Source organism: Phytobacter massiliensis JC163, assembly GCF_000321045.1.
Taxonomy (GTDB): domain Bacteria; phylum Pseudomonadota; class Gammaproteobacteria; order Enterobacterales; family Enterobacteriaceae; genus Phytobacter_A; species Phytobacter_A massiliensis.
Map to the genome: position 1 here is coordinate 1,316,782 of NZ_HE578945.1, position 23,858 is coordinate 1,340,639.

Sequence of the window (23,858 nt, forward strand, 5' to 3'; positions counted from 1 at the left end):
GGTCATAAAAAATAGCATCGCAACGACCAGCCAGCGCGCGTTCGATTTTTTAATCGCTGTTTTTTCCTCACGCAAACCAATTGAGTTTGAATTTTCCAGTTGCATTGCTGCGCACCTCTCGGGTTATGGGCAAATACTCTGTTCTATTTACGCGGCAAAGCGATTAATCGCCCCGCCTGTTGATTTTAACCATACAAAACGTGTTGTTTTATTCTGGGGAATGGGTAAAGCAATAACTTATCGGCGTTGTATACAATGCAAATACAATAGGGTCGTAGCGCGTTATTAGCTATTGGCAAAAAAGCGTTCTATGAGCGATATCACATTTTGTTTACAAAAAATAAACAAGTAAATATAGAGAATTGAGAGGGTAACCATTTGAATATAAAAGAATATAAATTGTAGATTCAGAATATTTTCAAAATGTCATGACCATGACAATTTCACAGTTAATTAAATATTTTTTGCCGCGAATAAAACGAGATGTTTTAAATGAAAAACCGATTGTACTGAATTAAGAACAATGGGTTTGCTATTGCAAACAATAAACAGGCGGCAGGTTTTAACTCAAAATGACAATGGCACGCTAAACGTGAGGAAAATACCGCCCCGGATATCCGGGGCGGTTTAATATCGCTCTTTGTGCGTTTTAGCTAATTACTTTTGCGTTTCAGCGCTGCGGCAGTCGGTAATTTCTGTGCTGTTGTCACCAGCAAAATGGCGCTCGAACCGCTCTGACAGATCCTGCAGGCTTATTTCGGCAAAACGCGCAAGCAGTGCCTGCTGCGCCTCGTCCAGCACGCTGCCCAGCGCCTGGTTCACCGCCGCTTCCACCGCGCATTCAGGGTGCGCGTCTCCGCCGCCGATGGCAAAAAGCTGTTTAACGCCCACGGCGCGATAGATATCAAGCAGGCTGATATCCCTGAGCGGCGCGGCGATGCGCCAGCCGCCATGATGCCCCTTGACCGAGGTGACAAAGCCCGCTTCACGCAGGCCAGCCAGCGTGCGCCTGACTACCGCGCTGTTGGTGCCAAGCATATGGGCTATCTGTTCTGAGGTATAGACATCTTCATGGCGCGCCATATGCAATAAAACATGCAGCATGCGCGAGAGTTTATTGTCCTGACGCATATCAGCTCTCTCCGGGGGGCAATCTTATGTATCTTACATTGATACATGAAATTGACAAAGGTAAAGGTCATGTGATTTTATAAGTTACATGAATGAAGCAGACGACAATCCCTCAGCCACAGGAACCCAATATGACGCCCGTACTCGCCTCAGATCTCTACGTTTGCCTGATGATAGCCCTCGCCGCGGCCAGCCTGTCGATGACCATCACCCAGACCGAGCTTTTCGCGCCGCTCCGGGGATGGACCGCGCGCAAAAACGCCATGCTGGGCCATCTTTTTAGCTGCTTTTACTGTATGAGCCACTGGACGGTGGCGGCAGGCATGCTGCTCTATCGCCCTGCTCTGTTACAGAGCGGCATTGGCGTTATCGACTGGTTGATGACCGCGTTTATCGTTCTCACCGTCGCGACCCTGATCAACGGCCTGCTGTTTCGTGTTTTTCAGGCGGCCGTTCGCACCCACGTGATGAAACACAAAGCGCAGCAGTTACTAAAGCCACATAACTCATAACGGGGGCGGATATGAGCACTAATGACATTTTTAACAGCGAATTTTCGCGGCGGTATGATGCCAGCAATGCACGCTTTAGCCCGATTAGCGCCAATCTGCATTTTCTGATGGCGCTGCAGCTGCAGGATTTACCCGCCGATGCACACATCCTTTGTGTCGGCGTGGGTACGGGCAACGAAGTGCTCTCTCTTGCCGACAGCTATCCGGGCTGGCGCTTCACCGGCGTAGATCCCTCTGCCGATATGCTGGCGGTGTGCGACCAGAAGATTCGCCAGGCGGGAATAGAACACCGGTGCGACTTACTCGCTGGCTATCTGGAAGACATTGCTGGCGGTGAGAAATTTGATGCCGTGCTCTGCCTGCTGGTGACCCATTTCATCCGGCAGAACGACCGGGGCGGTATTTATCATCAGATAGCGGCGCGGTTAAAAACGTCAGGCAGGCTGATCGTTGCTGAAATCGCCGCCGATATGGCTGCGGATAATATCGATGACCAGCTCCGCCGCTGGGCCGCCCTACAGGCGTATGGGAGCACCAGCGCGCCCACCGTCGAAGAGATTAAGCAGTTGTTTGAGGAACGACTACGGGTGCAGCCGCCAGCCGCAACCGAAGCGTTGATGAGGGATGCCGGTTTTTCCGCGCCGGACCACTTCTTCCAGTCGCTGCTGATTCATGCCTGGGCGGCAAGAAAGTAAATCGTTTCACGGCACCCGTGCTGAATCAGATTTTCAGGGCATCAATCACCACGCGCAGCGCGGGCGACACGTTACGATGAGGATAATAGAGAAAGGAGCTTTCCAGCCGCAGGCTGTAACGTTGCAGTACCCGGATAAGGGTGCCGCGTTCTACATCGTCAGCCACCAGCTCCGCCGGAACGTAAGCCAGCCCCAGACCGAGCCGGGCGGCTTTCGCTTCCATGTAACTGTCGGCAAAGGCCCACTGCCCCTGCGGGCGGTGGGTCATTTTTTACCGTCCTCATTGAGTTCCCAGGCGTAAATACTGCCGTCGCCAAACTGATAAGCAATGCAGGGATGCGCTGCCAGAGCGGCCGGCGTTTGCGGAAAACCGTAGCGACGAAAGTGCTCAGGCGCGCCTACCACGGCCATCTCCATCTCCGGCGAAATGCGCACCGCGACCATGCCCGCCCCGACCTCCGGCCCCAGGCGTATGCCGGCATCGAATCGCTCAGCGATAATATCGACAAACCGGCTTTCGCTAATCAGTTCCAGCCTGATATCGGGATAACGCTGTTTGAACGCCGCCAGCTTCGGCAGCAGTATTTTATCAATGGCGTGCTGGCTGGCGTTGATGCGAACCGTACCGGAGGGGGTATGGCGATAGTGCGCCAGCGTGGCGAGCCCTGTGTCCAGAGTCTCGAAGCCTGACTCGACGGTGTGATAAAGCTGCTCCCCGGCCTGGGTCAACGACAATTTGCGTGTGGTGCGGACCAGCAGCTGCACGCCCAGCCTTTCTTCAAGCTCGCGTACAGAACGGCTGATTCCTGACTGCGCCAGTCCAAGCCGCTGCGCCGCCGCGGTAAAACTGCCCTCCTGGACTACCAGCATAAAGAGATAGAGATCGTTATAGTTTTCCCGTTTCGCCATTATCCGCTCCGCCCACTCATCTGATTTATAACAATCCGTTATGAATCTTAGCAGTTTTCACCCTCTAATCAGCACTTTTACTGCTACCTATAATCAGCGCATTGCAACAAAGCACAGCAGTGTTGTCCGTACGCAGCCTGTACCCGCAACGTAATTTTTAAAGGAGCACGTGATGAAAGCTTTCGCCAGAAAACTGTCAGCAACCCTACCTGCAATGCTGCTATGCGCATCATTAAGTGGAGTTACAACTATGAGTTATGCAGATACAGCCAATCCGAACGCCCCTGTTTCGCTGGTCGATAAGTGGGACAAAACCTTTGCTGAAAGCACGAAGGTCGATCACCGTAAGGTGACCTTCCAGAACCGCTACGGGATCACGCTGGTCGGCGATCTCTATCTTCCTAAAGATCGCGGCGAGCGCAAGCTGGCGGCGATAGCCATCAGCGGCCCCTTTGGCGCGGTCAAAGAACAGTCCAGCGGACTGTATGCGCAAACGCTGGCGGAACAGGGCTTTGTCACCCTCGCCTTCGACCCTTCTTATACGGGAGAAAGCGGCGGCCAGCCGCGTAACGTTGCCTCGCCGGATATCAACACCGAGGATTTCAGCGCGGCAGTGGATTTCTTAGGCCTGCAAAAAGAGGTGGACCGCAACCGTATCGGACTGCTTGGCATCTGCGGCTGGGGCGGTATGGCGCTCAACGATGCCGCAATGGATACCCGCGTAAAAGCCGTGGCCACCAGCGTGATGTATGACATGAGCCGCGCGATGGGCCACGGCGTGGGCGACGGTAAAGATCGCTATACCACCGCCGACCGCCGCGCGGTGCTGCAGTATCTGAATGAACAACGCTGGAAGGATGCGGAAAACGGCACCTTCGCGCCGGGCGGACACGATATTTATGTCGATGATAAAGGCAACGCCAGCGCGTCCGATCGTATTTTGCCAGAAACGTTACCTGCCAACCCGAACCCGGTGTTAAAGGAGTTCTTTGACTATTACCGGATGCCGCGCGGTTTCCACCCGCGTTCCGTCAACTCTACCGGCGCGTGGAATGCAACGATGCCGCTGTCATTTATGAATATGCCGCTGCTGAGCTATGCCGGGGAGATTACCATTCCAACGCTGATCGTGACCGGGGAACAGGCCCACTCACGTTATTTTGCCGAAGACGCCTTTAAGGCCGTCGGCAGCAAAGAGAAAGAGCTGGTGATTGTGCCTGGGGCGAACCATGTCGATCTTTATGACAATGCCGCCGGTAAAATACCGTTCGCCAAATTTGAGCAGTTTTTCAAAACCAACCTGAAATAACCCCTCCATGCCCTTAAAAGATCGCCCGGATAACGCGTTGCGCCGCATCCGGGCGATCTGCGCCGTACTGCGGAAACCATCATGTCCATATTGAGCTCTTCACACCATAAAACCCACGCCCACTGGAGCGGCGTATTTGCCATGACGCTCTGCGTTTTTGTGCTGATCGCCTCTGAATTTATGCCGGTCAGCCTGCTGACGCCGATTGCCGGCGATCTACACGTTACCGAAGGGCTGGCAGGCCAGGGAATTGCCATCTCCGGGGCGCTGGCGGTGCTGACCAGCCTGACCCTCTCGCGTCTTGCCGGGAATGTGAATCGCAAACACCTCCTGCTGGGGCTGACCGTGCTGATGGCCGTATCGGGACTGATTATTGCGCTGGCATCCAGCTATCCGGTTTATATGCTGGGGCGGGCCATGATTGGCATTACCATCGGCGGTTTCTGGTCACTGTCGGCAGCGATCGCTATTCGTCTGGTGCCGCAGCATCAGGTGCCTCGCGCGCTGGCGATTTTTAACGGTGGCAACGCGCTGGCCACCGTCGTGGCGGCACCGCTGGGGAGCTATCTGGGGGCTACCGTCGGCTGGCGTGGCGCCTTTTTCGCACTCGTACCGCTGGCCCTCGCCGCGTTTATCTGGCAATGCGTCAGCCTGCCGACGATGGTCAACGACAGGCAGCAAAAACCCCAGCGTTCCGTGACAGAACTGTTCAGGCTCCCCGTGCTGGTAACCGGCCTGCTGGCCTGCGGATTATTTTTTATGGGGCAGTTTGCCCTCTTTACCTATGTTCGGCCCTTTCTTGAGACGGTCACCCGCGTTAACGCTTCCGCTTTGTCATTGATTTTACTGGCTACAGGCGTGGCGGGCTTTGTTGGCACGCTGATAATTACCCCCTTTCTGAACGCCAGGTTTTATCCCACGCTGATGACCATCCCTTTGCTCATGGCGGCCATTGCTGGGCTGCTACTGCTGGCGGGAGGTTCCCCCTGGGCTACCGCCGCGCTGCTGAGCCTGTGGGGAATGCTGGCAACGGCGGCGCCTACGGGGTGGTGGACCTGGCTGGCGCGGATACTGCCCGACGATGCCGAGGCGGGCGGCGGTCTTATGGTTGCCGTCATTCAGCTCTCCATTGCGCTGGGGTCAACGGCAGGCGGCCTGGTATTTGACAACCTGGGCTGGCAAAGCGCTTTCGGCCTGAGCGCCCTGCTGCTTCTGAGCGCAGTGGTGATGACGCTAATGACCTCACATCGACATAACAAAGCCTGAGACACTCGCCGGCTTGATCAGCGCCATTTTTAAAAGGCTTTAAAACGATTGACCGCAAAGCCCTTGACCGCGCTGGCGCAACGCTTAATACTGTATATATAAACAGTAATTAATGAGGTTGAATCACGATGTTCGCACTCGTTGATGTCAATTCGTTCTATACCAGCTGCGAAACGGTGTGGCGGCCCGACCTGACCGGCAAACCGGTTGTGGTGCTCTCTAATAACGATGGCTGCATTATCTCGCGCTCCGCGGAAGCCAAAGCGCTGGGCATAACCATGGCGGAACCCTATTTCAAGCAAAAAGCGCTTCTACAACGTCACGGCGTTGCGGTTTTTAGCAGCAACTATGCGCTGTATGGCGATATGAGCCACCGGGTGATGACCACGCTGGAGGAGATCTGCCCGAAGGTAGATATTTACAGCATTGATGAAGCATTTGTTGACCTGAGCGGAATTCCTCACCTTAGGGCATTCGGTAAACATATCCGTGACACAATCTTTCAGCGCACAATGCTAACGGTCGGCGTGGGTATTGCGCCGACAAAAACGCTGGCGAAACTGGCGAATCACGCCGCCAAAAAATGGCCGGAAAAAACCGGCGGCGTGGTTGATCTTTCCAGCCCGGTTAATCAACAAAAGCTGATGGCCTGTCTCCCGGTGGAAGAGGTCTGGGGGATTGGCCGACGGCTATCGAAAAAACTGAAACTGATGAATATCGATACCGTCTTAAAACTGGCGCAGTGCGATTTATGGTTTATTCGTAAAAACTTTAGCGTGGTGCTTGAACGTACCGTGCGCGAGCTGCGTGGCGAACCCTGTCTGGGGTTTCAGGAGTTTTCCCCGGCGAAACACGAAATAATCAGCTCCCGATCGTTTGGTCAGCGAACCAGCAACTACACCGAGGTGCGCGAAGGGATCAGTACATGGGCGGCGCGCGCGGCGGAAAAACTTCGCGCTCAGCATCAATATTGTCGCTACGTCGGCGCGTTTATAAAAAGCAGCCCGCACGATCCGCATGAACCCTATTACAGCAACAGCGCGGGAATAAATTTACTGACGCCAACACAGGACACCCGGGATATTATTGCCGCTGCCACCCGTAGCCTGGATATTATCTGGAAGCAAGGGCCGGGTTATCAAAAAGCGGGCGTCATGCTGGGTGATTTTTTTAGCCAGGGGGTGGCGCAGCTTAATTTATTTGACGAGTATACCCCTCGCCCAAATAGCCAGGCGCTCATGCAGGTGCTGGATGCAATGAATAAAAAAGGCAATAAGATGTGGTTTGCCAGCCAGGGGGTAACGCCCGCCTGGGCAATGAAACGCCAGATGCTCTCTCCCGCGTGGACGACTAAACTGGCCGACGTGCCGCTGGCGCAGTAGCCGCCTTTAGCGGCTACGTTTCGCGTGGCGCTCCCAGTTCTCCTGTTTCGCCGCCGCCGTCTTACGCAGCGAAACATAGCATGCGCCGTTTCCGCCGTGATGGGGCTGAGCGGCGCAAAAAGCCTGCACGTCATCAAACTCGGTCAGCCAGCGGGCGAGATAGCTACGAATGATATTGGCATGCGAACCCTCTTCTCGCCCTTTGCCATGAATAATCAGCAGATTACGTAAACCTTCCTGCCGCGCCTGATGGATAAAGCTGAACAGCATCTGTCGGCACTGCTCAACGGGCTGGCGCAGTAAACTGAGGCTGGCCTGCTGGCTGTACTTACCTGAGCGCAGCTTATCAATGACCCCGCTCTGGACGCCTTCCCGGCGAAATTCGAGCGGCGTTGCGAGCGGCACGACATCCAGGAAACCGGTCGTTAAAAAATTATCGAGCTGTAAAATATCAACGCGTTGCGGCGCGCGGGCGTTACGGCTGGGGTGCCAGTGAACATCCGCGCAGCGCTTAAGTGGCTGGACATCTTCCATGGCGTCAAGGAACAGTGATTTCTCGTCAGGGTTCATGGTTCAGTCCTCCCGCTACATCTGAGCAAATACTATAGCTGGCGTGGCCCGCGTCGACAACGGCCGCCAGACATTTACTGAAAATGCGCCAGTAAGATAATTGATTAGGCACTGAATAGATTAGCCGCGGTAATATATTATTTTTAACCTCACTTAACTGAAACTTTACTGACGTTAATATAATCTATGGTAATAGCAAAAGTATGAAAATAATCACTAAAAACAGCTGGAAATATTCTGACAGGCAACTATAACTGTATTTACCGTGTCAGGATGAACCCATAATAATTAACGAACGGATGCGTTGTTGCTGTGTGTACTGTGGAGCCTGACGATGTCGGCAGGCTCTATTTTTTACTGGCCATACACGGAAAATATATCATCTACGAACACAGTGATGCCTTCGCACAAATATTCACCACGTGAATATATCCCCATCCCGAATGCTCCTTTACAGGTATAGTTTTTAGCCCCCGCGACATGATAATTTGAGCACCTCTGCAACAAAAAAGGATTGCCGATGCTCACCCTGCTCGAAGATAAAATCGCCACGCCGCTGGGGCCGCTGTGGGTACTATGCGATGAAACGTTCCATTTACGCGCCGTTGAGTGGGAAGAGCACAGCGACAGGATGGAAGCGTTGCTGAATATTCACTATCGCCTGCAAGGCTACAGACGCATTAGTGCGACCAATCCCGGCGGGCTAAGCCATAAGCTGACGGATTACTTTTCCGGCGATCTCGCTATCATTGACGCCCTCCCCACTGCCACGGCGGGCACCCCTTTTCAGCGTGAAGTTTGGGCAATGCTGCGTTCCATCCCCTGCGGCCAGGTGATGCATTATGGCGAGATGGCGGAGAAACTGGGCCGGGCCGGCGCGGCGCGGGCTGTAGGGGCGGCGAACGGCGCTAATCCGGTGAGTATTGTTGTTCCCTGCCATCGCGTTATTGGCCGCAACGGCACCCTGACAGGGTACGCGGGCGGCGTAACGCGTAAAGAGTGGCTGCTGCGCCACGAAGGGTACCTTTTATTGTGAAAAAATGCGTCGCTGGCGGCGTTTTGATACGGCAACACGGAATAAATACCCCTTGTGAAATGAAGGAATATCAATAAGATGGTTGATTCGGCTTTTATAGCGAGACAGCCCGGCATTTCATTTCTGCTGAATTGACGTTTCACCAGGCTTACGTGCTTCCGAAAAAGATGTTAAAATTGACCAATATCAATTAAACGGCTTGAGCAGAACTATGATCCCGGAAAAGCGAATTATACGACGCATTCAGTCTGGCGGATGTGCAATCCATTGCCAGGATTGCAGCATCAGCCAGCTTTGCATCCCCTTTACGCTCAACGAGCACGAGCTGGATCAGCTCGATAATATCATTGAGCGTAAAAAGCCCATCCAGAAAGGTCAGACGCTGTTCAAGGCTGGCGATGAGCTGAAATCGCTGTACGCGATACGTTCCGGCACCATCAAAAGCTACACCATTACTGAACAGGGCGACGAGCAGATCACCGGCTTTCATCTGGCGGGCGATTTAGTGGGTTTTGACGCCATCGGCACCGGGCATCATCCCAGCTTCGCTCAGGCGCTGGAAACATCCATGGTGTGCGAAATCCCCTTCGAAACGCTCGATGACCTGTCCGGTAAAATGCCGAACCTGCGCCAGCAGATGATGCGCCTGATGAGCGGCGAAATCAAAGGCGATCAGGATATGATCCTGCTGCTTTCCAAAAAGAACGCAGAAGAGCGGCTGGCGGCTTTTATCTATAACCTGTCGCGCCGTTTCGCTCAGCGTGGTTTCTCCCCCCGTGAGTTCCGCCTGACGATGACCCGTGGCGATATCGGCAACTATCTGGGCCTGACCGTTGAAACCATCAGCCGTTTGCTGGGGCGTTTCCAGAAAAGCGGCATGCTGGCGGTGAAGGGTAAATACATCACTATCGAGAACAGCGACACCCTGGCGCAGCTGGCCGGTCACTCCCGCAACGTCGCCTGATTTCCTGCCTCTTTTCTCCCTTTTGCCGGACAGTTAAATTTTTCTGATTTATTGATCTGGCAAAAGGTTTTCCCTGTTTCATTCAGTTCTTATGGGTTATCTTGTATTTACAGACTGTGGTGACAGATGTAAGGAGACCCTGTATGGCTAAGTATCAAAATATGCTGGTCGCCATCGATCCTAACCAGGACGATCAGCCCGCGTTACGACGTGCCGTGTATCTGCATCAACGGATTGGTGGGCGAATCAAAGCTTTTTTGCCTATCTATGATTTTTCCTATGAGATGACCACTCTTCTGTCCCCTGACGAACGAACAGCCATGAGACAGGGCGTGATTAGCCAGCGTACCGCCTGGATCCGCGAACAGGCGAAATACTATATAGACGCAGGCGTGCCTGTTGATATCAAAGTGGTGTGGCACAACCGCCCTTTCGAAGCCATTATCCAGGAAGTGATCTCCGGCGGCCACGATCTGCTGCTAAAAATGGCTCACCAGCACGACAAGCTGGAATCGGTGATTTTCACCCCTACCGACTGGCATCTGCTGCGTAAATGCCCCTGCCCGGTGTGGATGGTGAAAGACCAGCCCTGGCCGGAAGGCGGTAAAGCGCTGGTGGCCGTCAACCTTGCCAGTGAAGAGCAGTACCACACTTCGCTCAATGATAAACTGGTGAAAGAGACGCTGCAGCTGGCCGAACAGGTCAACCATACCGAGGTTCATCTGGTGGGCGCCTATCCCGTCACCCCTATCAATATTGCTATTGAACTGCCGGAGTTCGATCCGGGCGTCTATAACGACGCGATCCGCGGCCAGCATCTGATTGCCATGAAAGCGCTGCGGCAAAAATACAGCATCGATGAAAAGCATACCCACGTTGATAAAGGGCTGCCGGAAGAGGTTATCCCGGACCTGGCGGAGCATCTGCAGGCGGGGATCGTGGTGCTGGGCACCATTGGCCGTACCGGTATTTCCGCCGCGTTTCTCGGCAATACCGCTGAACAGGTGATCGACCATCTGCGCTGCGACCTGCTGGTGATTAAGCCGGATGATTACCAGACTCCCGTTGAGCTGGACGACGAAGAAGACGATTAAAGCACGCAAGAACGTCCCGGATGCGGCATGAATATCTTATCCGGGCTACGCCCTGTAGCCCGGATAAGCGCAGCACACCCGGGAATCCACCGGATGCGTATACATCCACTACTCCTGCCATTGCGCCAGATAATGCCTTAACCAGCTTCCCGCCACCCCCGGCGGCTGTTTTTTATTCCACAGCAAATCAAGCGGGATAGTCCGCGGCCAACCCGGCACAGAGAGCCGCATGAGTTTGTCCGGCCCGGAAAACTCCTCCACCAGCGCACAGGGCAAAGCGCACCAGCCAAAGCCCTGCTCCGCCATGCTCAGCAATAGCAGGTAGTTTGGTGCCGACCAGACCGGGCCGCGGGCGGCGCTGTTTGGGTTTTCCAGATAGGTATTAAGCCGCAGTTCACGCCACGTACGAAGCTGCGCCTCTTCGATGCCCGCAGCGGCGGCCAGCGGATGGCCGGGGGCGACATAAATGGCCATCAGGCTTTGCATCGGCAGGCGCATCGCGCCGATATCGGTTGGATAGCGTTCATGCGCCTCCGTCAGTCCTACCTGCGCCCGTCCCTTCTGCAGCAGATCGATAACATCCTCGTTTTCCCCCATCAGGCATTCAAACTCGGTATGCGGCCAGCGTTTATCAAATTCACCCAGCAGCTTCGCCAGCGTATCCGGAGGCAGCGTATCGGAGAGCACAAAAGTCAGACGGGTTTCCGTCTCCCCCGCCAGCCATATTGCCAGTTCATCCAGCCGGTCGCTGGCGGCCAGGATCGCCTGCACGTAGCTAAGCGCCCTTTCCCCCTCCGGCGTTAATACCGGGTGGCGCGATGTGCGATCGAACAGCGCGACCCCAAGGTCCGCCTCAAGATTGGCAACCGCCGTGCTGATCGTTGACTGGCTTTTGCGTAACCGGCGGGCGGCAGCGGAAAACGACCCTGCGGCGACGGTTTCGACAAAAGCCGTAAGGGCTTCGGGAGAGTAGCGCATGAACTATCGCTTTTTTAGATGGTATCTATCTTTATATTATCTTAATAACCGATGAAAATCGCCAGATAAATTCCTCACATGAATATCTGGAGACAAGATATGCAGCGTACCACTGAGCGAAAAAGTTTAATGGAGCGAGTCTTCCATGCGGTCTGCTTTGAACTTATCGCCATTGCCATTTGCGCTCCGGTCAGCGCCTGGATTTTGCAGCGACCGATGCTGGAGATGGGAACACTGACGCTGATACTGTCCACCGCCGCGATGATCTGGAACGTTATCTACAATGCGGGTTTTGACCGCCTGTGGCCGGTGCATCGGGTGCCACGAACGCTGGTGGTGCGTGTCTGGCATGCGCTGGGTTTTGAAGGTGGGTTCATTGTGATTGGCGTGACGATTGCCTCGATGATGCTGGGTATCAGCCTGGTGGCGGCATTCGTGCTGGAGATCGGTTTTTTCCTGTTTTTCCTGCCCTATACCATGCTCTTTAACTGGGTCTGGGACCTGTTACGCGCGCGCCTGAAACAGCGCCAGGCGCGCGCTTGCCGAGAGTAAAACGGTTAACCGCGCGTGCCGGTCATCGCCTCCTGCTGGCTGTCGGCGTCCGGCACGCCCGCAGGCCACGGTCCTTTCACCACCGTAGTCGGCAGCGCCAGTTCGATATCGTGGGCCGCCAGCTGCTCCATAATACGGATGTTAATCTCCTGCTGGATATCCATATATTTGTTGTAATCGGCGGTATTGACGATATGCACGACTTCAAAGGTAAGGCGGTCAGAGCCAAAGCCAAGGAAGTGGGCACGGTCGAATTTGGTTTCGCCAACCTCGGTGATGATGGTTTTGATCATCTCGCCGATCTGGCGCAGCTTATCCGGCGGCGTTGAGAGGGCCACGCCGAAGGTAAAGACGATGCGACGGGTCTGCATACGTTTATAGTTATGCAGTGTCTGCTGGAGCAGGATGGCGTTGCCGCAGACAATCTGCTCGCCGCTCAGGCTACGAATGCGGGTAGTCTTAAGGCCGATATGCTCTACCGTCCCGGCAACATCATTAAAGACCACGAAATCGCCAATTTCGAACGGCTTGTCAAAGCCAATAGAGAGGGATGCGAAAACGTCACTCAGGATAGTCTGCACCGCCAGCGCAATGGCGATACCGCCTACCCCCAGGCTTGCGACCAGCGCGGTAATGTTTACCCCGGCGTTCGCCAGAATCGACAGCAGCATCACCGTCCAGACCAGCATGCGTAGCAGCAGGCCGGTGATCACCAGCGTGACCGGGTTTTTATGCATTCCGGGTTCATAGCGCAGCTGGTGCAGCCACGAGATTACGCCCTGATCGAACCACAGCGCCATCTGGATGGCAAAGACCAGGAACCACGCATGGTTGATAGTGGCAGAAAGGTTGGTTGGCAGGTCGACAAAGCGCAGGCTAAAGAGAAACGCCGCGATAAAGAGCAAAAATTTGCTGGTCCTGACCAGCATATCATTCAGCACCTGACGCATCTTCTGCGTACTCTGATGCTTATCGCCCCAGCTTTGCACCCCTTTACCGACAATACGCAGCAGGCGGTTGAGCAGCCAGTAGACCAATATCGTAATGATCACGACCGTGGCGACAGCAATCCAGAACGATGGCGTCATCATTAAAGATATCAGATTGAAGCGTGATATAAATTCCATTCTTTCCCCTCATCAAAAGCGTTGAGAGAAAAAGTATAGACGCCCTGACCGAGGGAGGGAAAAACCGCTCCGAAGAGCGGTTAAGAAAAGAACAGCGGATTACAGCGCTTTGAGAATCGCATCGACGCTGGCTTTGGCGTCGCCAAACAGCATTTGCGTGTTCTCTTTGAAGAAGAGCGGGTTCTGTACGCCAGCATAGCCGGTGTTCATAGAGCGTTTAAACACGATAACGTTCTGCGCTTTCCACACTTCCAGTACCGGCATACCGGCGATAGGGCTTTTCGGATCGTCCTGCGCGGCCGGGTTAACGGTGTCGTTAGCCCCGATAACCAGTACGGTATCGGTATCGGCGAAATCATCGTTAATTTCATCCATCTCCAGCACGATGTCATACGGCACTTTCGCTTCCGCCAGCAGGACGTTCATGTGCCCTGGCAGACGCCCCGCTACCGGGTGAATACCAAAGCGGACCTTGATGCCGCGCGCGCGCAGTTTTTCGGTAATTTCCGCGACCGGATACTGCGCCTGCGCCACCGCCATGCCATAGCCTGGGGTGATGATGACAGAGTGGGAGTTTTTCAGCATATCTGCTGTCTCCTCGGCAGTAATTTCCCGGTGCTCGCCCACCTCTTCATCCGCGCCGGTTGAGGAACCATCGGTACCAAAGCCGCCCGCGATGACGCTAATAAACGAACGGTTCATCGCCTTACACATGATGTAAGAGAGGATCGCGCCCGACGAGCCCACCAGCGCGCCGGTGACGATCAGCAGGTCGTTGCTGAGCATAAAGCCCGCCGCCGCCGCCGCCCAGCCGGAATAGGAGTTGAGCATCGAAACCACTACCGGCATATCCGCGCCGCCGATAGAAGCCACCAGATGCCAGCCGAAGGCCAGCGCGATAATGGTCATCACCAGCAGCGCAAGAACCTGCAGGCCAACGCTCTCGGTGCGTACAAACATCACCAGCAGCAGGAATGAAACCACCAGCGCCGCAAGGTTCAGCTTATGGCGATTTGGCAGCATCAGCGGCTTCGAGGAAATTTTTCCACGCAGCTTACCGAACGCCACCACCGAGCCGGTGAAGGTCACCGCACCGATAAAGATACCCAGGAACACTTCGGTCAGATGAATATTGACCAGGATGGGCTCCATACCCGGTTCGTGATAAAGGTAGCTGTTAAAGCCCACCAGCACGGCCGCAAGACCAACGAAGCTGTGCAGGATCGCCACCAGCTCCGGCATTTCGGTCATTTCAACTTTACGCGCCAGGCGGATACCAATCGCGCCGCCGATAATCATCGCCACGATAATCCAGGCGACATTGCCGGTTTCCGGCCCGAAAATAGTGGCAATCAGCGCAATCGCCATCCCGGCGATACCAAAACGGTTGCCCTGCTGCGAAGTCTCATGCTTCGACAGACCCGCCAGGCTGAAAATAAACAGGATCGCGGCAACAATGTATGCAGCTGTAACTAATCCTCCAGACATGTGCTACCCCTTAGTTCTTCCGGAACATTTTCAGCATGCGCTGAGTGACGGTGAAACCACCAAAAATATTGATGCTGGCAATGAGTACGGCAATGAAGCTGAGGAAACTGACCCAGCCGCCGTGACCAATTTGCAATAGCGCCCCGACAACAATAATGCCGGAGATGGCGTTAGTGACCGACATCAAAGGGGTATGCAGCGCGTGGGAGACGTTCCAGACGACGTAATAACCCACCACGCAGGCCAGCGCGAAGACGGTAAAGTGGCCTAAGAACTCTTTCGGCGCGACGTCCGCCAGCCAGCCAAAAAGAATAATGACCAGCGCCATCAGCGCATATTTGCGCCACGGTGAAGCAGGTTTAACCTCTTCCTGAACCGGCGTTGGCGCGGCTTTAGCCGCCTGCGGCTGAGCGGAGACCTGAATGGGCGGAGCCGGCCAGGTCACTTCCCCTTCACGAATCACCGTCACGCCGCGCACGACGACGTCATCAAAATCAACCGTAACGTTGCCGTCTTTCTCTTTGCACAGCAGTTTCAGCAGATTCACCAGGTTGGTGCCGTAAAGCTGGGAGGATTGCGTGGGCAGACGGCCCGGCAGGTCGGTATAGCCAATGACTTTGACGCCGTTCGCGGTGGTGATCACCTGGTTGGCCACGGTGTATTCGCAGTTGCCGCCGTTTTGCGCCGCCAGATCGACAATCACGCTACCGGCCTTCATGGAGTCCACCATTTCGCGGGTGATAAGCGTCGGCGCGGGTTTACCCGGAATCAGCGCGGTGGTGACGATAATGTCCACCTCTTTGGCCTGAGCGGCAAAGAGATCCATTTCCGCTTTGATAAACGCCTCGGACATCACTTTCGCGTAGCCGTCGCCGCTGCCCGCCTCTTCTTTAAAATCCAGCTCAAGGAACTCGGCGCCCATACTCTGCACCTGTTCTTTTACTTCCGGGCGGGTATCAAAGGCGCGAACAATAGCGCCGAGGCTGTTGGCCGCGCCGATGGCGGCAAGGCCGGCAACACCCGCGCCGATAACCATCACCGTCGCTGGCGGCACTTTACCCGCCGCGGTGATCTGGCCAGTAAAGAAGCGGCCAAATTCATGGGCCGCTTCGACGATAGCGCGATACCCTGCAATATTGGCCATCGAACTGAGCGCGTCCAGCGCCTGGGCGCGGGAGATACGTGGAACGGAGTCCATTGCCATGACGGTGATATTACGGGCCGCCAGTTTTTCCATCAGTTCCGCGTTTTGAGCAGGCCAGATAAAGCTGATTAAGGTCGTGCCAGGGTTCAGCAGGGCAATTTCGTCGTCTGCAGGCGCGTTGACCTTAAGGATAACGTCAGACTGCCAGACGTCGTTGCTGTCCACGACGGTCGCACCCGCCTGGGTGAACGCGTTGTCATCGAAGCTTGCCAGTTTACCCGCGCCGCTTTCGATAGCGACGGTGAAACCCAGTTTTAGCAGTTGCTCAACCGTTTTCGGCGTCGCCGCAACGCGGGTTTCATTGGCCAACCGTTCTTTAGGTACACCAATACGCATAGTTTTCCCTTCCATCGGTTTTAGATGATGGTTTGTCAGTGATGTCCGTACAACGTGAAGCCTGCCGCAGAGTAAAACAGGCCACGCGCCGGAAAATAAAACCGTAACAAACGTGCTATACCCTAAATAATCCGAGTTACGTGATGCGTCTCCGGGCACTTACGCCAGTAAAAGGCTGGGTAAGTGAGGAAGCCAACGCACAGCAACTCAAAGTATGACGGGTATATAAGCTACTGAAAATAACGCCTGTGATCTACCGCTCGTATTTAGAAAATGGGTATTTATCTGCGGATACCGCGGCAGATGACGAACGGGCAAGGCTATTTCCCTTTAATTACGCTAAACGGGCCTATATTCCGCTCAGGCGAAGCGGCAAAACGTGATTTATCTCCGCTCGCCCACCCTCATTTAACAATGTATTAACTTAAAAACTCATATGGTTTATGACTTTTACTGGTCAAGGCGCTCTTTTTTCAACATATCACTAAAGGTTATTGTAAAACGCCTGCCGCGTAGCACAGTGAGTGAAAAATGACGCAGACAGTCGTAGCGTTTAAATGCAATAATCACCAACGATTTACGTTAACAACAACACCAGTATCTGGTTTGCGCAAGGCGAAGGATTATTTTTATGAAGCTTAAGTACACCCTCCTGGCGTCAGCAATTCTGTCGGTGGCTAGCCTGTCGGTAAACGCAGCGACAGAGTTGACGCCGGAGCAAGCGGCCGCATTAAAACCCTACGATCGCGTTGTCGTGAGTGGTCGTTTTAACGCCATTAGCGACGCTGTGAAGGCCGTTTCCGACCGTGCAGATAAAGACGGCGCGGCCTCATTTTACGTTCTGGAGTCAACCGATTACGGCAACAGCGGCAACCAGCGCGTAACCGCCGATCTCTACAAGGCGGATGCGCCAAAAGCCCAGGCCCCGGCGCTGCGCGTCTTTAACGGCGTGGCCGAACTGCCGAAAACGCAGGCTGTCGAGCTGGAACCTTTCGATACCGTCACGGTGCAGGGTTTCTACCGCAGCCAGCCGGAAGTGAACGACGCGATTGCCAAAGCGGCAAAAGCAAAAGGCGCAGCCTCCTACTACATTGTGCGTCAGGTAGACGCCAACCAGGGCGGCAACCAGATCATTACCGCTTTTGTTTATAAAGCGGACGCGAAAAAACGCGTGCTGCAAAGCCCGGATGCGATTCCTCGTGACTCCGAAGCAGGCCGCGCCGCGCTGGCGAAAGGCGGTGAAGAAGCGAAGAAAGTAGAAATACCGGGCGTCGCCACCAGCGCAGCGCCGAGCTATGAAGTGGGCCGTTTCTTCGAAACGCAATCCTCCAAGGGCGGGCGTTACACTGTCACGTTGCCGGACGGTACTAAAATTGAAGAAGTGAACAAGATCACCGCCGCACAGATGATCCCCTTCGACAGCATTAAGTTTACCGGCAACTACGGCAACATGACGGAAATCTCCTACCAGGTAGCGAAGCGCGCTGCTAAAAAAGGAGCGAAGTACTACCACATTACCCGTCAGTGGCAGGAAAACGGCAGCAATATCACTATCAGCGCCGATCTCTATAAATAAGCCCCCCGCTTTACCTTCTGTGCCGTTCAGCGTTCTGGACGGCATTTTTTGTTAATTTCAGTCGTCCCCGCATTGCATGCGTTTAAAACTCTCCGTAAAATCCCGCGCCTTAGTGCGATCCACCATTTTTATGCGCTTAAGCGAAATAATTATTCCGGATTGAATCCTTCTACAACAGGATACCCATGGAAAAGAAACTTGGCCTGAGCGCGTTAACTGCGCTGGTTCTAAGCTCGATGCTCGGTGCAGGCGTGTTCAGCCTTCCGCAAAATATGGCAGAGGTCGCAAGCCCCGCCGCGTTACTTATTGGCTGGGCGATTACCGGCGCAGGCATACTGCTGCTCGCTTTCGCCATGCTGATACTGACCCGCATCCGCCCTGAACTGGACGGCGGTATTTTTACCTATGCCCGGGAAGGGTTTGGCGAGCTTATCGGTTTTTGCTCCGCATGGGGCTACTGGCTCTGTGCGGTGATCGCCAACGTCTCTTACCTCGTGATTGTCTTTTCCGCGCTTAGCTTCTTTACCGATACGCCCGAACGGCGTTTCTTTGGCGACGGCAATACCTGGCAGGCGATAGTTGGCGCGTCTGTGCTGCTGTGGGTGGTGCATGCGCTTATTCTGCGCGGCGTGCAGACGGCGGCCAGCATCAACCTGGCGGCGACAATGGCAAAGCTGGTGCCGCTGGGCCTGTTTATTGTTCTCGCCGCCATCGCCTTTCAAATCGACACGTTTAGCCTCGATTTCTCCGGTTTCGAACTGGGCGTACCGGTATGGGAGCAGGTTAAAAACACCATGCTCATTACCCTGTGGGTGTTTATTGGCGTCGAGGGCGCCGTAGTGGTTTCGGCCCGCGCGCGCAACAAGCGGGACGTCGGCCGCGCCACGCTGCTGGCGGTACTGGCGGCGCTCGGGGTCTATTTGCTGGTTACGCTGCTGTCGATGGGCGTTGTCGCCCGCCCGGAGCTGGCGACGATGCGCAATCCCTCTATGGCAGAACTGATGGTCAGGCTGATGGGCTCCTGGGGAGACGTGGTGATCGCCGCCGGGCTGATTATCTCCGTTTGCGGCGCCTATCTGAGCTGGACCATTATGGCGGCGGAGGTGCCTCTGCTGGCTGCCACCCACAAAGCGTTTCCGCGCGTTCTGGCAAAGCAGAATAAGAATAACGCCCCTGCCGCGTCGCTCTGGCTGACCAATATGAGCGTGCAGATCTGCCTGGTACTGATCTGGCTCACAGGTTCTGATTACAATACGCTGCTGACCATTGCGTCCGAGATGATTCTGGTCCCTTATTTCCTTGTCGGCGCTTTTTTATTGAAAATATCCCGTCGGCCGCTGCACCGGATCGTGGCTACTGGCGCCAGCGCTTACGGGCTATGGTTACTGTATGCCTCGGGGCCGATGCACCTGTTGCTTTCGGTGGTGCTCTATGCGCCAGGGCTGCTGTTTTTTATATACGCCCGTCGCACCCATGAGTTAACCCACCTGCTCAAACGCCGGGAGAGAGTGTTGATCGGCCTGCTGCTGATTGCCGCCGTTCCCGCTACGTGGATGTTAATGGGGTGACATGACACCCCGTTGTGTACGGAGAGTCAGATACCATGGGAAACTCGCCAGTTCGCCCGATTTTGATTACCGGAGGAGGCCGTCGCATCGGCCTCGCCCTGGCCCACCATTTTCTTAACCAGCAGCAGCCGGTTATTGTCAGCTACCGCACCCGGTACCCGACCATCGATGCCCTGCAGGAGGCCGGAGCCACCTGCATCCAGACGGATTTCAGCAACGATGAGGGGGTGCTGGCCTTTGCGGAAACCGTAAAACAGCAGGCTCAGGGGCTGCGGGCCATCATCCACAACGCCGGTGACTGGGCGGCGGAGACGCCAGGCTGTTCCTTACCGGATCTGCTTTCGCGGATGTTGCAGATTCATGTGCGCACCCCTTACCTGCTCAATCATGCGCTGGAAAGGCTGCTGCGCGGCTTCGGCCACGCCGCTGGCGACATTATTCATTTTACCGATTACGTGGTCGAGCGCGGCAGCGATAAGCACATTGCCTACGCCGCCAGCAAAGCCGCGCTGGATAATCTCACCCGCTCCTTCGCCAGAAAACTGGCGCCAGAGGTCAAAGTGAATGCTATTGCGCCGTCACTTATCCTGTTTAACGAAGGCGACGACGCACAGTATCGCCAGCAGGCGTTGAATAAATCGCTGATGAAAATCGCCCCCAGTGAAAAAGAGATTATCGATCTGGTCGATTATCTGCTGACCAGCTGTTACGTGACGGGGCGCAGCTTCGGGGTGGATGGTGGTCGTCCATTGCGTTAGTGAAAGCGGCTCCATACGACGATCAGCAGCCAGGCGCTGAGGCTCCAGCAGAGCACCGCGGCTCCCAGCGCATAGCCTACCCGCATAAATCCGGTGAAATACCATAACGAGAGCAAATAGAAGAAATAGGGAATGATGGACCACATGCCGAAAACAATCGTCGTGCGCAGCGCCTCAACGCCCCGCTCCGTTGCCACAATGTAATGGGCGATGAGGGCAAAGGTGGGGAATAACGGAATTAACCCGGCAATATAGTAATTTTTGCTTTTAGAAAGCAGGCCAATCAATATCACCACTAGCGCACCAATAGCGGCTTTCATCACCAGGGCCATGCGTTTTCCTTTAACATAATAACAACAAAGGACTACAGCATAGCGGAAGCGTATTCGTTTAGAAAACATTAATGGCAGCAAACGGCAAGGCAGTGTATGTTGAATTTTTTCCTGTCACGATGACCTATGAATAAGATCGTTTTTGTTGAAGACGACCCGGAAGTTGGCGCGCTGATCGCCGCCTGGCTGGGCAAACATGATATGGACGTCATCGTTGAGCCGCGCGGCGACCAGGCCGAGGCGGTTATCGCCCGAGAAAAACCGCAGCTGGTGCTGCTTGATATCATGCTCCCTGGCAAAGACGGCATGACGCTGTGCCGCGACCTTCGCAAGCAGTGGGCGGGCCCGATTGTTCTTCTCACTTCGCTTGATAGCGATATGAACCATATTCTTGCCCTGGAGATGGGCGCGAATGACTATATTCTGAAGACAACGCCGCCTCCCGTGCTGCTGGCGCGACTGCGTTTGCATCTGCGCCAGCAGGCAGGCGCAACGCAGCCTGAATCGACCCTGCCTCTCAAGCAACATAACACCCTGCGTTTTGGTACGTTGACCATCGACCCGGTGAACCGTCAGGTGCTGCTGGCAGGCGAGCAGATTATGCTGTCAACGGCGGATTTCGATCTGCTCTGGGAGCTGGCGACCCATGCCGGGCAAATTATGGATCGTGACGCGCTGCTGAAAAATTTGCGCGGCGTGGCCTATGACGGCATGGACCGCAGCGTGGATGTGGCAATTTCCCGACTGCGCAAGAAGTTACTCGACAGCGCCACCGAACCCTACCGCATCAAAACCGTGCGCAATAAAGGCTATCTCTTCGCCCCCCACGCCTGGGATAACTGAGTCCGCTCTCCTTCACGGGTGCCGCAATGAAAAAGCTCTTCGTTCAGTTTTACCTGTTGTTATTCGTCTGCTTTCTGGTGATGACCATGCTGGTGGGGCTGGTCTATAAATTTACCGCCGAACGCGCCGGACGCCAGTCGCTGGACGATTTGATGAAAAGCTCCCTCTACCTGATGCGCAGCGAGCTACGGGAAATCCCGCCCCATCAGTGGAACAAAACCTTAAAAGAGCTGGATCTTAACCTCTCGTTCAATCTGCGTATTGAACCGATGGCTAAGTTCACCCTCGACCCGCCCAGCGCCCAGCGCCTGCGTGAAGGCGATATCGTGGCGCTGGACGAGGAGTACACGTTTATCCAGCGAATTCCGCGCAGCCACTATGTTCTGGCGGTGGGGCCGGTCCCCTACCTTTTCTATCTGCATGAAATGCGCATTCTGGATATGGCGCTGATGGCGTTTATCGCCATCTCCCTCGCCTTTCCGGTCTTCATCTGGATGCGCCCACACTGGCAGGAGATGCTGCGCCTGGAGTCTGCGGCGCAGCGTTTCGGCGAAGGGCATCTGGAAGAGCGGATCCATTTTGACAGCGCCTCCAGCTTTGAGCGGCTAGGTATCGCCTTTAATCAGATGGCGGATAACATCAACGCGCTGATCGCCAGTAAAAAAATGCTGATCGACGGCATCGCCCATGAACTGCGCACGCCGCTGGTGCGGCTGCGCTATCGTCTGGAGATGAGCGATAATCTGAGCGACGACGAACGCGCCGCCCTGAATCGTGATATCGGCCAGCTTGAAGGGCTGATTGAAGAGCTGCTGACCTACGCCCGCCTCGACAGACCGCAAACCGAGCTACAGCTCACTACTCCGGACCTGCCCGCCTGGCTTGAAGCCTACATGGAAGATGCCCGCCAGGTTAACCCGCAGCGCATCCTGAGCCTGAGCTCGCAGCCTGGCGATTACGGCGCGCTGGATATGCGTCTGATGGAGCGGGTACTGGATAATTTGCTTAATAACGCGCTGCGCTACTGCCAGCGTCAGGTGTCTGTCTCGCTGGAACTGGAAGGGAGTAACGCCATGCTGGTGGTGGAAGATGACGGCCCCGGCATCGCCCCCGAAGAGCGGCAGCGCGTTTTCGAGCCGTTTGTCCGCCTTGATCCAAGCCGGGATCGCGCAACCGGCGGCTGCGGCCTCGGGCTGGCGATTGTGCACTCTATTGCCCAGGCGTCGGGCGGGAGCGTGACCTGTGAGGCGAGTGACAGCGGCGGCGCGCGTTTTTGTTTCCGCTGGCCGGTCTGGCATCACATTGCCCTTTCCTGATGAGCAATGATTGCACTGAAGCCGGCTATCTGCGAAGATGAGGCACCATAATAGTATGTTGTAACTAAAGAGACAGGGTATGGCACATTACGATCTGATTGAACGACTGACCTCCACCTTTCGCCAGATGGAGCACGCGCTGGGTGCGTTTAATGAAGAGCTGGCCGCCTGTCGACTGCTGGCCGGGCGCGTATTCAGCCTGCCGGAGGTCGCTAAAGGGGCCGAACACGCCCCGCTTCCGGCTATCGCGGTAAAACAACATGTCGGCAAAGAGGCCGCAGAAATGGCGCTGCGCCACTACGGCCACCTGTTTATCCAGCAGCAGTCGGAAAATCGCAGCAGCAAAGCCGCGGTGCGCCTGCCCGGCGTTATCTGCTATCAGGTGGATCTCCCCACCCGCGAGCGGCTGGAACAGGCCATTAATACTATCAACTCGCTAAAAATGACCTTTGAGCGGATTGTCACCGTGGAGGCGGAGCTTAGCCCTTCGGCGCGCTTTGAATGGGTGCATCATCACCTGCCCGGCCTGATTACCCTGAACGCCTACCGGACGCTGACGGCCATCCGTGACCCCGCAACGCTGCGGTTCGGGTGGGCCAATAAACACATTATCAAAAACTTTACCCGTGACGAGGTGCTGGCGCTGCTTGATAAGAGCCGTAAATCGCCGCGGGCGGTGGCCCCGTGGTCCCGGGAGCAGTGGCTGGAGCGCCTTGAGCAGGAGTATGCCGATATCGCCGCCCTGCCGGAGGCCGCGAAACTTAAAATTAAGCGCCCGGTAAAGGTGCAGCCCATCGCCCGCGTCTGGTATTCCGGCTCACAGAAACAGGTACAGTATGCCTGCCCGACGCCGCTGATTGCGCTGATATCGGAAGAGAACGGCGGTAAAGTGCCGGACATCGGCGGGCTGCT

General features: G+C 55.2%; 22 protein-coding genes and 1 pseudogene. 15 read left to right on the forward strand and 8 right to left on the reverse strand.

Annotated elements, in window-relative coordinates; genetic code table 11:
- Window positions 1-657: 657 nt before the first annotated feature.
- The gene (locus ENTHG_RS06500; RefSeq protein ID WP_044176717.1) at window positions 658-1,131 is read right to left on the reverse strand and encodes an Rrf2 family transcriptional regulator; all 474 of its coding nucleotides are present in this window, start codon (window positions 1,129-1,131) and stop codon (window positions 658-660) included.
- A 131-nt stretch (window positions 1,132-1,262) separates the two neighbouring features.
- Here ENTHG_RS06500 and ENTHG_RS06505 point away from each other — a divergent pair, with 131 nt between their 5' ends.
- Both ENTHG_RS06505 and ENTHG_RS06510 read left to right on the forward strand, forming a co-directional pair.
- Complete coding sequence (locus tag ENTHG_RS06505; protein WP_044176719.1) at window positions 1,263-1,643, forward strand: hypothetical protein; 381 nt, start codon at window positions 1,263-1,265, stop codon at window positions 1,641-1,643.
- Between the two features lie 11 nt (window positions 1,644-1,654).
- Window positions 1,655-2,338 (forward strand): class I SAM-dependent methyltransferase, encoded by a 684-nt coding sequence (locus ENTHG_RS06510; protein WP_044176722.1) that lies wholly within the window; start codon window positions 1,655-1,657, stop codon window positions 2,336-2,338.
- 25 nt (window positions 2,339-2,363) lie between these two features.
- On the opposite strand, the pseudogene ENTHG_RS06515 reads toward ENTHG_RS06510, so the two are convergent.
- A pseudogene (locus ENTHG_RS06515) lies at window positions 2,364-3,247 on the reverse strand (LysR family transcriptional regulator).
- 172 nt (window positions 3,248-3,419) lie between these two features.
- On the opposite strand from ENTHG_RS06515, the gene ENTHG_RS06520 reads away from it, so the two are divergent.
- From ENTHG_RS06520 to umuC, 3 genes are all read left to right on the forward strand, one after another.
- The gene (locus ENTHG_RS06520) at window positions 3,420-4,556 is read left to right on the forward strand and encodes an alpha/beta hydrolase (RefSeq protein ID WP_044176725.1); all 1,137 of its coding nucleotides are present in this window, start codon (window positions 3,420-3,422) and stop codon (window positions 4,554-4,556) included.
- Window positions 4,557-4,637: 81 nt separating this feature from the next.
- A complete protein-coding gene (locus tag ENTHG_RS06525; RefSeq protein ID WP_071825817.1) occupies window positions 4,638-5,822 on the forward strand; it encodes an MFS transporter in 1,185 nt (394 codons plus the stop codon).
- 128 nt (window positions 5,823-5,950) lie between these two features.
- A complete protein-coding gene (gene umuC / locus ENTHG_RS06530; RefSeq protein WP_044176739.1) occupies window positions 5,951-7,204 on the forward strand; it encodes a translesion error-prone DNA polymerase V subunit UmuC in 1,254 nt (417 codons plus the stop codon).
- A 6-nt stretch (window positions 7,205-7,210) separates the two neighbouring features.
- On the opposite strand, the gene smrA is transcribed toward umuC, so the two are convergent.
- A complete protein-coding gene (gene smrA / locus ENTHG_RS06535; protein ID WP_044176744.1) occupies window positions 7,211-7,774 on the reverse strand; it encodes a DNA endonuclease SmrA in 564 nt (187 codons plus the stop codon).
- A 520-nt stretch (window positions 7,775-8,294) separates the two neighbouring features.
- Here smrA and ogt point away from each other — a divergent pair.
- The 3 genes from ogt (at window position 8,295) to uspE (ending at window position 10,868) form a co-directional block, all read left to right on the forward strand.
- The gene (ogt, locus tag ENTHG_RS06540) at window positions 8,295-8,810 is read left to right on the forward strand and encodes a methylated-DNA--[protein]-cysteine S-methyltransferase (protein WP_044176755.1); all 516 of its coding nucleotides are present in this window, start codon (window positions 8,295-8,297) and stop codon (window positions 8,808-8,810) included.
- Window positions 8,811-9,021: 211 nt separating this feature from the next.
- The gene (gene fnr, locus ENTHG_RS06545) at window positions 9,022-9,774 is read left to right on the forward strand and encodes a fumarate/nitrate reduction transcriptional regulator Fnr (protein ID WP_044176765.1); all 753 of its coding nucleotides are present in this window, start codon (window positions 9,022-9,024) and stop codon (window positions 9,772-9,774) included.
- Between the two features lie 143 nt (window positions 9,775-9,917).
- Entirely contained in the window at window positions 9,918-10,868 is a 951-nt protein-coding gene (uspE, locus tag ENTHG_RS06550; RefSeq protein ID WP_044176777.1) for a universal stress protein UspE, read from the forward strand.
- A 108-nt stretch (window positions 10,869-10,976) separates the two neighbouring features.
- Here the strand turns inward: uspE and ENTHG_RS06555 are convergent, their stop codons facing one another.
- The gene (locus ENTHG_RS06555; RefSeq protein WP_044176788.1) at window positions 10,977-11,846 is read right to left on the reverse strand and encodes a LysR family transcriptional regulator; all 870 of its coding nucleotides are present in this window, start codon (window positions 11,844-11,846) and stop codon (window positions 10,977-10,979) included.
- Window positions 11,847-11,945: 99 nt separating this feature from the next.
- Here ENTHG_RS06555 and ENTHG_RS06560 point away from each other — a divergent pair, with 99 nt between their 5' ends.
- Window positions 11,946-12,398, forward strand: coding sequence for a multidrug/biocide efflux PACE transporter (locus ENTHG_RS06560; RefSeq protein ID WP_044176796.1), 453 nt, complete (start codon window positions 11,946-11,948; stop codon window positions 12,396-12,398).
- Window positions 12,399-12,403: 5 nt separating this feature from the next.
- On the opposite strand, the gene ENTHG_RS06565 is transcribed toward ENTHG_RS06560, so the two are convergent.
- The 3 genes from ENTHG_RS06565 to pntA form a co-directional block, all read right to left on the reverse strand.
- The gene (locus tag ENTHG_RS06565) at window positions 12,404-13,525 is read right to left on the reverse strand and encodes a mechanosensitive ion channel family protein (protein WP_044176805.1); all 1,122 of its coding nucleotides are present in this window, start codon (window positions 13,523-13,525) and stop codon (window positions 12,404-12,406) included.
- A 99-nt stretch (window positions 13,526-13,624) separates the two neighbouring features.
- Window positions 13,625-15,013 carry a Re/Si-specific NAD(P)(+) transhydrogenase subunit beta gene (gene pntB, locus ENTHG_RS06570; RefSeq protein WP_044176814.1) on the reverse strand — a complete coding sequence of 463 codons (1,389 nt, stop codon included), beginning with the start codon at window positions 15,011-15,013 and terminating at the stop codon, window positions 13,625-13,627.
- A gap of 10 nt (window positions 15,014-15,023) precedes the next feature.
- Window positions 15,024-16,553: a Re/Si-specific NAD(P)(+) transhydrogenase subunit alpha gene (pntA, locus tag ENTHG_RS06575; RefSeq protein ID WP_044176822.1), complete on the reverse strand. Its 1,530-nt coding sequence runs from the start codon at window positions 16,551-16,553 to the stop codon at window positions 15,024-15,026.
- A 631-nt stretch (window positions 16,554-17,184) separates the two neighbouring features.
- On the opposite strand from pntA, the gene ydgH reads away from it, so the two are divergent.
- The 3 genes from ydgH to folM all read left to right on the forward strand — a co-directional run bounded on the left by ydgH (window position 17,185) and on the right by folM (window position 20,455).
- Complete coding sequence (ydgH, locus tag ENTHG_RS06585) at window positions 17,185-18,129, forward strand: DUF1471 family protein YdgH (protein WP_044176832.1); 945 nt, start codon at window positions 17,185-17,187, stop codon at window positions 18,127-18,129.
- 185 nt (window positions 18,130-18,314) lie between these two features.
- Entirely contained in the window at window positions 18,315-19,697 is a 1,383-nt protein-coding gene (locus ENTHG_RS06590; protein ID WP_044176843.1) for an amino acid permease, read from the forward strand.
- 35 nt (window positions 19,698-19,732) lie between these two features.
- Window positions 19,733-20,455 carry a dihydromonapterin reductase gene (gene folM, locus ENTHG_RS06595; RefSeq protein ID WP_044176851.1) on the forward strand — a complete coding sequence of 241 codons (723 nt, stop codon included), beginning with the start codon at window positions 19,733-19,735 and terminating at the stop codon, window positions 20,453-20,455.
- Here the strand turns inward: folM and ENTHG_RS06600 are convergent.
- Window positions 20,452-20,787 carry a GlpM family protein gene (locus tag ENTHG_RS06600; protein ID WP_044176860.1) on the reverse strand — a complete coding sequence of 112 codons (336 nt, stop codon included), beginning with the start codon at window positions 20,785-20,787 and terminating at the stop codon, window positions 20,452-20,454. The genes folM and ENTHG_RS06600 overlap by 4 nt on opposite strands.
- Before the next feature lie 126 nt (window positions 20,788-20,913).
- Here ENTHG_RS06600 and rstA point away from each other — a divergent pair, with 126 nt between their 5' ends.
- The 3 genes from rstA to tus all read left to right on the forward strand — a co-directional run.
- On the forward strand, window positions 20,914-21,630 hold the full coding sequence (rstA, locus tag ENTHG_RS06605) for a two-component system response regulator RstA (RefSeq protein WP_044176872.1): 717 nt from the start codon (window positions 20,914-20,916) through the stop codon (window positions 21,628-21,630).
- Window positions 21,631-21,656: 26 nt separating this feature from the next.
- A complete protein-coding gene (gene rstB / locus ENTHG_RS06610) occupies window positions 21,657-22,946 on the forward strand; it encodes a two-component system sensor histidine kinase RstB (protein ID WP_044176883.1) in 1,290 nt (429 codons plus the stop codon).
- 79 nt (window positions 22,947-23,025) lie between these two features.
- On the forward strand, window positions 23,026-23,858 hold an 833-nt coding region (gene tus / locus ENTHG_RS06615; protein WP_044179087.1), incomplete at its 3' end, for a DNA replication terminus site-binding protein.

What these genes read in the sequence shown, in the direction of transcription:
- ENTHG_RS06500 (WP_044176717.1), bottom strand. Translation starts at nt 1,131, where the DNA reads ATGCGTCAGGACAATAAACTCTCGCGCATGCTGCATGTTTTATTGCAT.
- ENTHG_RS06505 (WP_044176719.1), top strand. Translation starts at nt 1,263, where the DNA reads ATGACGCCCGTACTCGCCTCAGATCTCTACGTTTGCCTGATGATAGCC.
- ENTHG_RS06510 (WP_044176722.1), top strand. Translation starts at nt 1,655, where the DNA reads ATGAGCACTAATGACATTTTTAACAGCGAATTTTCGCGGCGGTATGAT.
- ENTHG_RS06520 (WP_044176725.1), top strand. Translation starts at nt 3,420, where the DNA reads ATGAAAGCTTTCGCCAGAAAACTGTCAGCAACCCTACCTGCAATGCTG.
- ENTHG_RS06525 (WP_071825817.1), top strand. Translation starts at nt 4,638, where the DNA reads ATGTCCATATTGAGCTCTTCACACCATAAAACCCACGCCCACTGGAGC.
- umuC (WP_044176739.1), top strand. Translation starts at nt 5,951, where the DNA reads ATGTTCGCACTCGTTGATGTCAATTCGTTCTATACCAGCTGCGAAACG.
- smrA (WP_044176744.1), bottom strand. Translation starts at nt 7,774, where the DNA reads ATGAACCCTGACGAGAAATCACTGTTCCTTGACGCCATGGAAGATGTC.
- ogt (WP_044176755.1), top strand. Translation starts at nt 8,295, where the DNA reads ATGCTCACCCTGCTCGAAGATAAAATCGCCACGCCGCTGGGGCCGCTG.
- fnr (WP_044176765.1), top strand. Translation starts at nt 9,022, where the DNA reads ATGATCCCGGAAAAGCGAATTATACGACGCATTCAGTCTGGCGGATGT.
- uspE (WP_044176777.1), top strand. Translation starts at nt 9,918, where the DNA reads ATGGCTAAGTATCAAAATATGCTGGTCGCCATCGATCCTAACCAGGAC.
- ENTHG_RS06555 (WP_044176788.1), bottom strand. Translation starts at nt 11,846, where the DNA reads ATGCGCTACTCTCCCGAAGCCCTTACGGCTTTTGTCGAAACCGTCGCC.
- ENTHG_RS06560 (WP_044176796.1), top strand. Translation starts at nt 11,946, where the DNA reads ATGCAGCGTACCACTGAGCGAAAAAGTTTAATGGAGCGAGTCTTCCAT.
- ENTHG_RS06565 (WP_044176805.1), bottom strand. Translation starts at nt 13,525, where the DNA reads ATGGAATTTATATCACGCTTCAATCTGATATCTTTAATGATGACGCCA.
- pntB (WP_044176814.1), bottom strand. Translation starts at nt 15,013, where the DNA reads ATGTCTGGAGGATTAGTTACAGCTGCATACATTGTTGCCGCGATCCTG.
- pntA (WP_044176822.1), bottom strand. Translation starts at nt 16,553, where the DNA reads ATGCGTATTGGTGTACCTAAAGAACGGTTGGCCAATGAAACCCGCGTT.
- ydgH (WP_044176832.1), top strand. Translation starts at nt 17,185, where the DNA reads ATGAAGCTTAAGTACACCCTCCTGGCGTCAGCAATTCTGTCGGTGGCT.
- ENTHG_RS06590 (WP_044176843.1), top strand. Translation starts at nt 18,315, where the DNA reads ATGGAAAAGAAACTTGGCCTGAGCGCGTTAACTGCGCTGGTTCTAAGC.
- folM (WP_044176851.1), top strand. Translation starts at nt 19,733, where the DNA reads ATGGGAAACTCGCCAGTTCGCCCGATTTTGATTACCGGAGGAGGCCGT.
- ENTHG_RS06600 (WP_044176860.1), bottom strand. Translation starts at nt 20,787, where the DNA reads ATGGCCCTGGTGATGAAAGCCGCTATTGGTGCGCTAGTGGTGATATTG.
- rstA (WP_044176872.1), top strand. Translation starts at nt 20,914, where the DNA reads ATGAATAAGATCGTTTTTGTTGAAGACGACCCGGAAGTTGGCGCGCTG.
- rstB (WP_044176883.1), top strand. Translation starts at nt 21,657, where the DNA reads ATGAAAAAGCTCTTCGTTCAGTTTTACCTGTTGTTATTCGTCTGCTTT.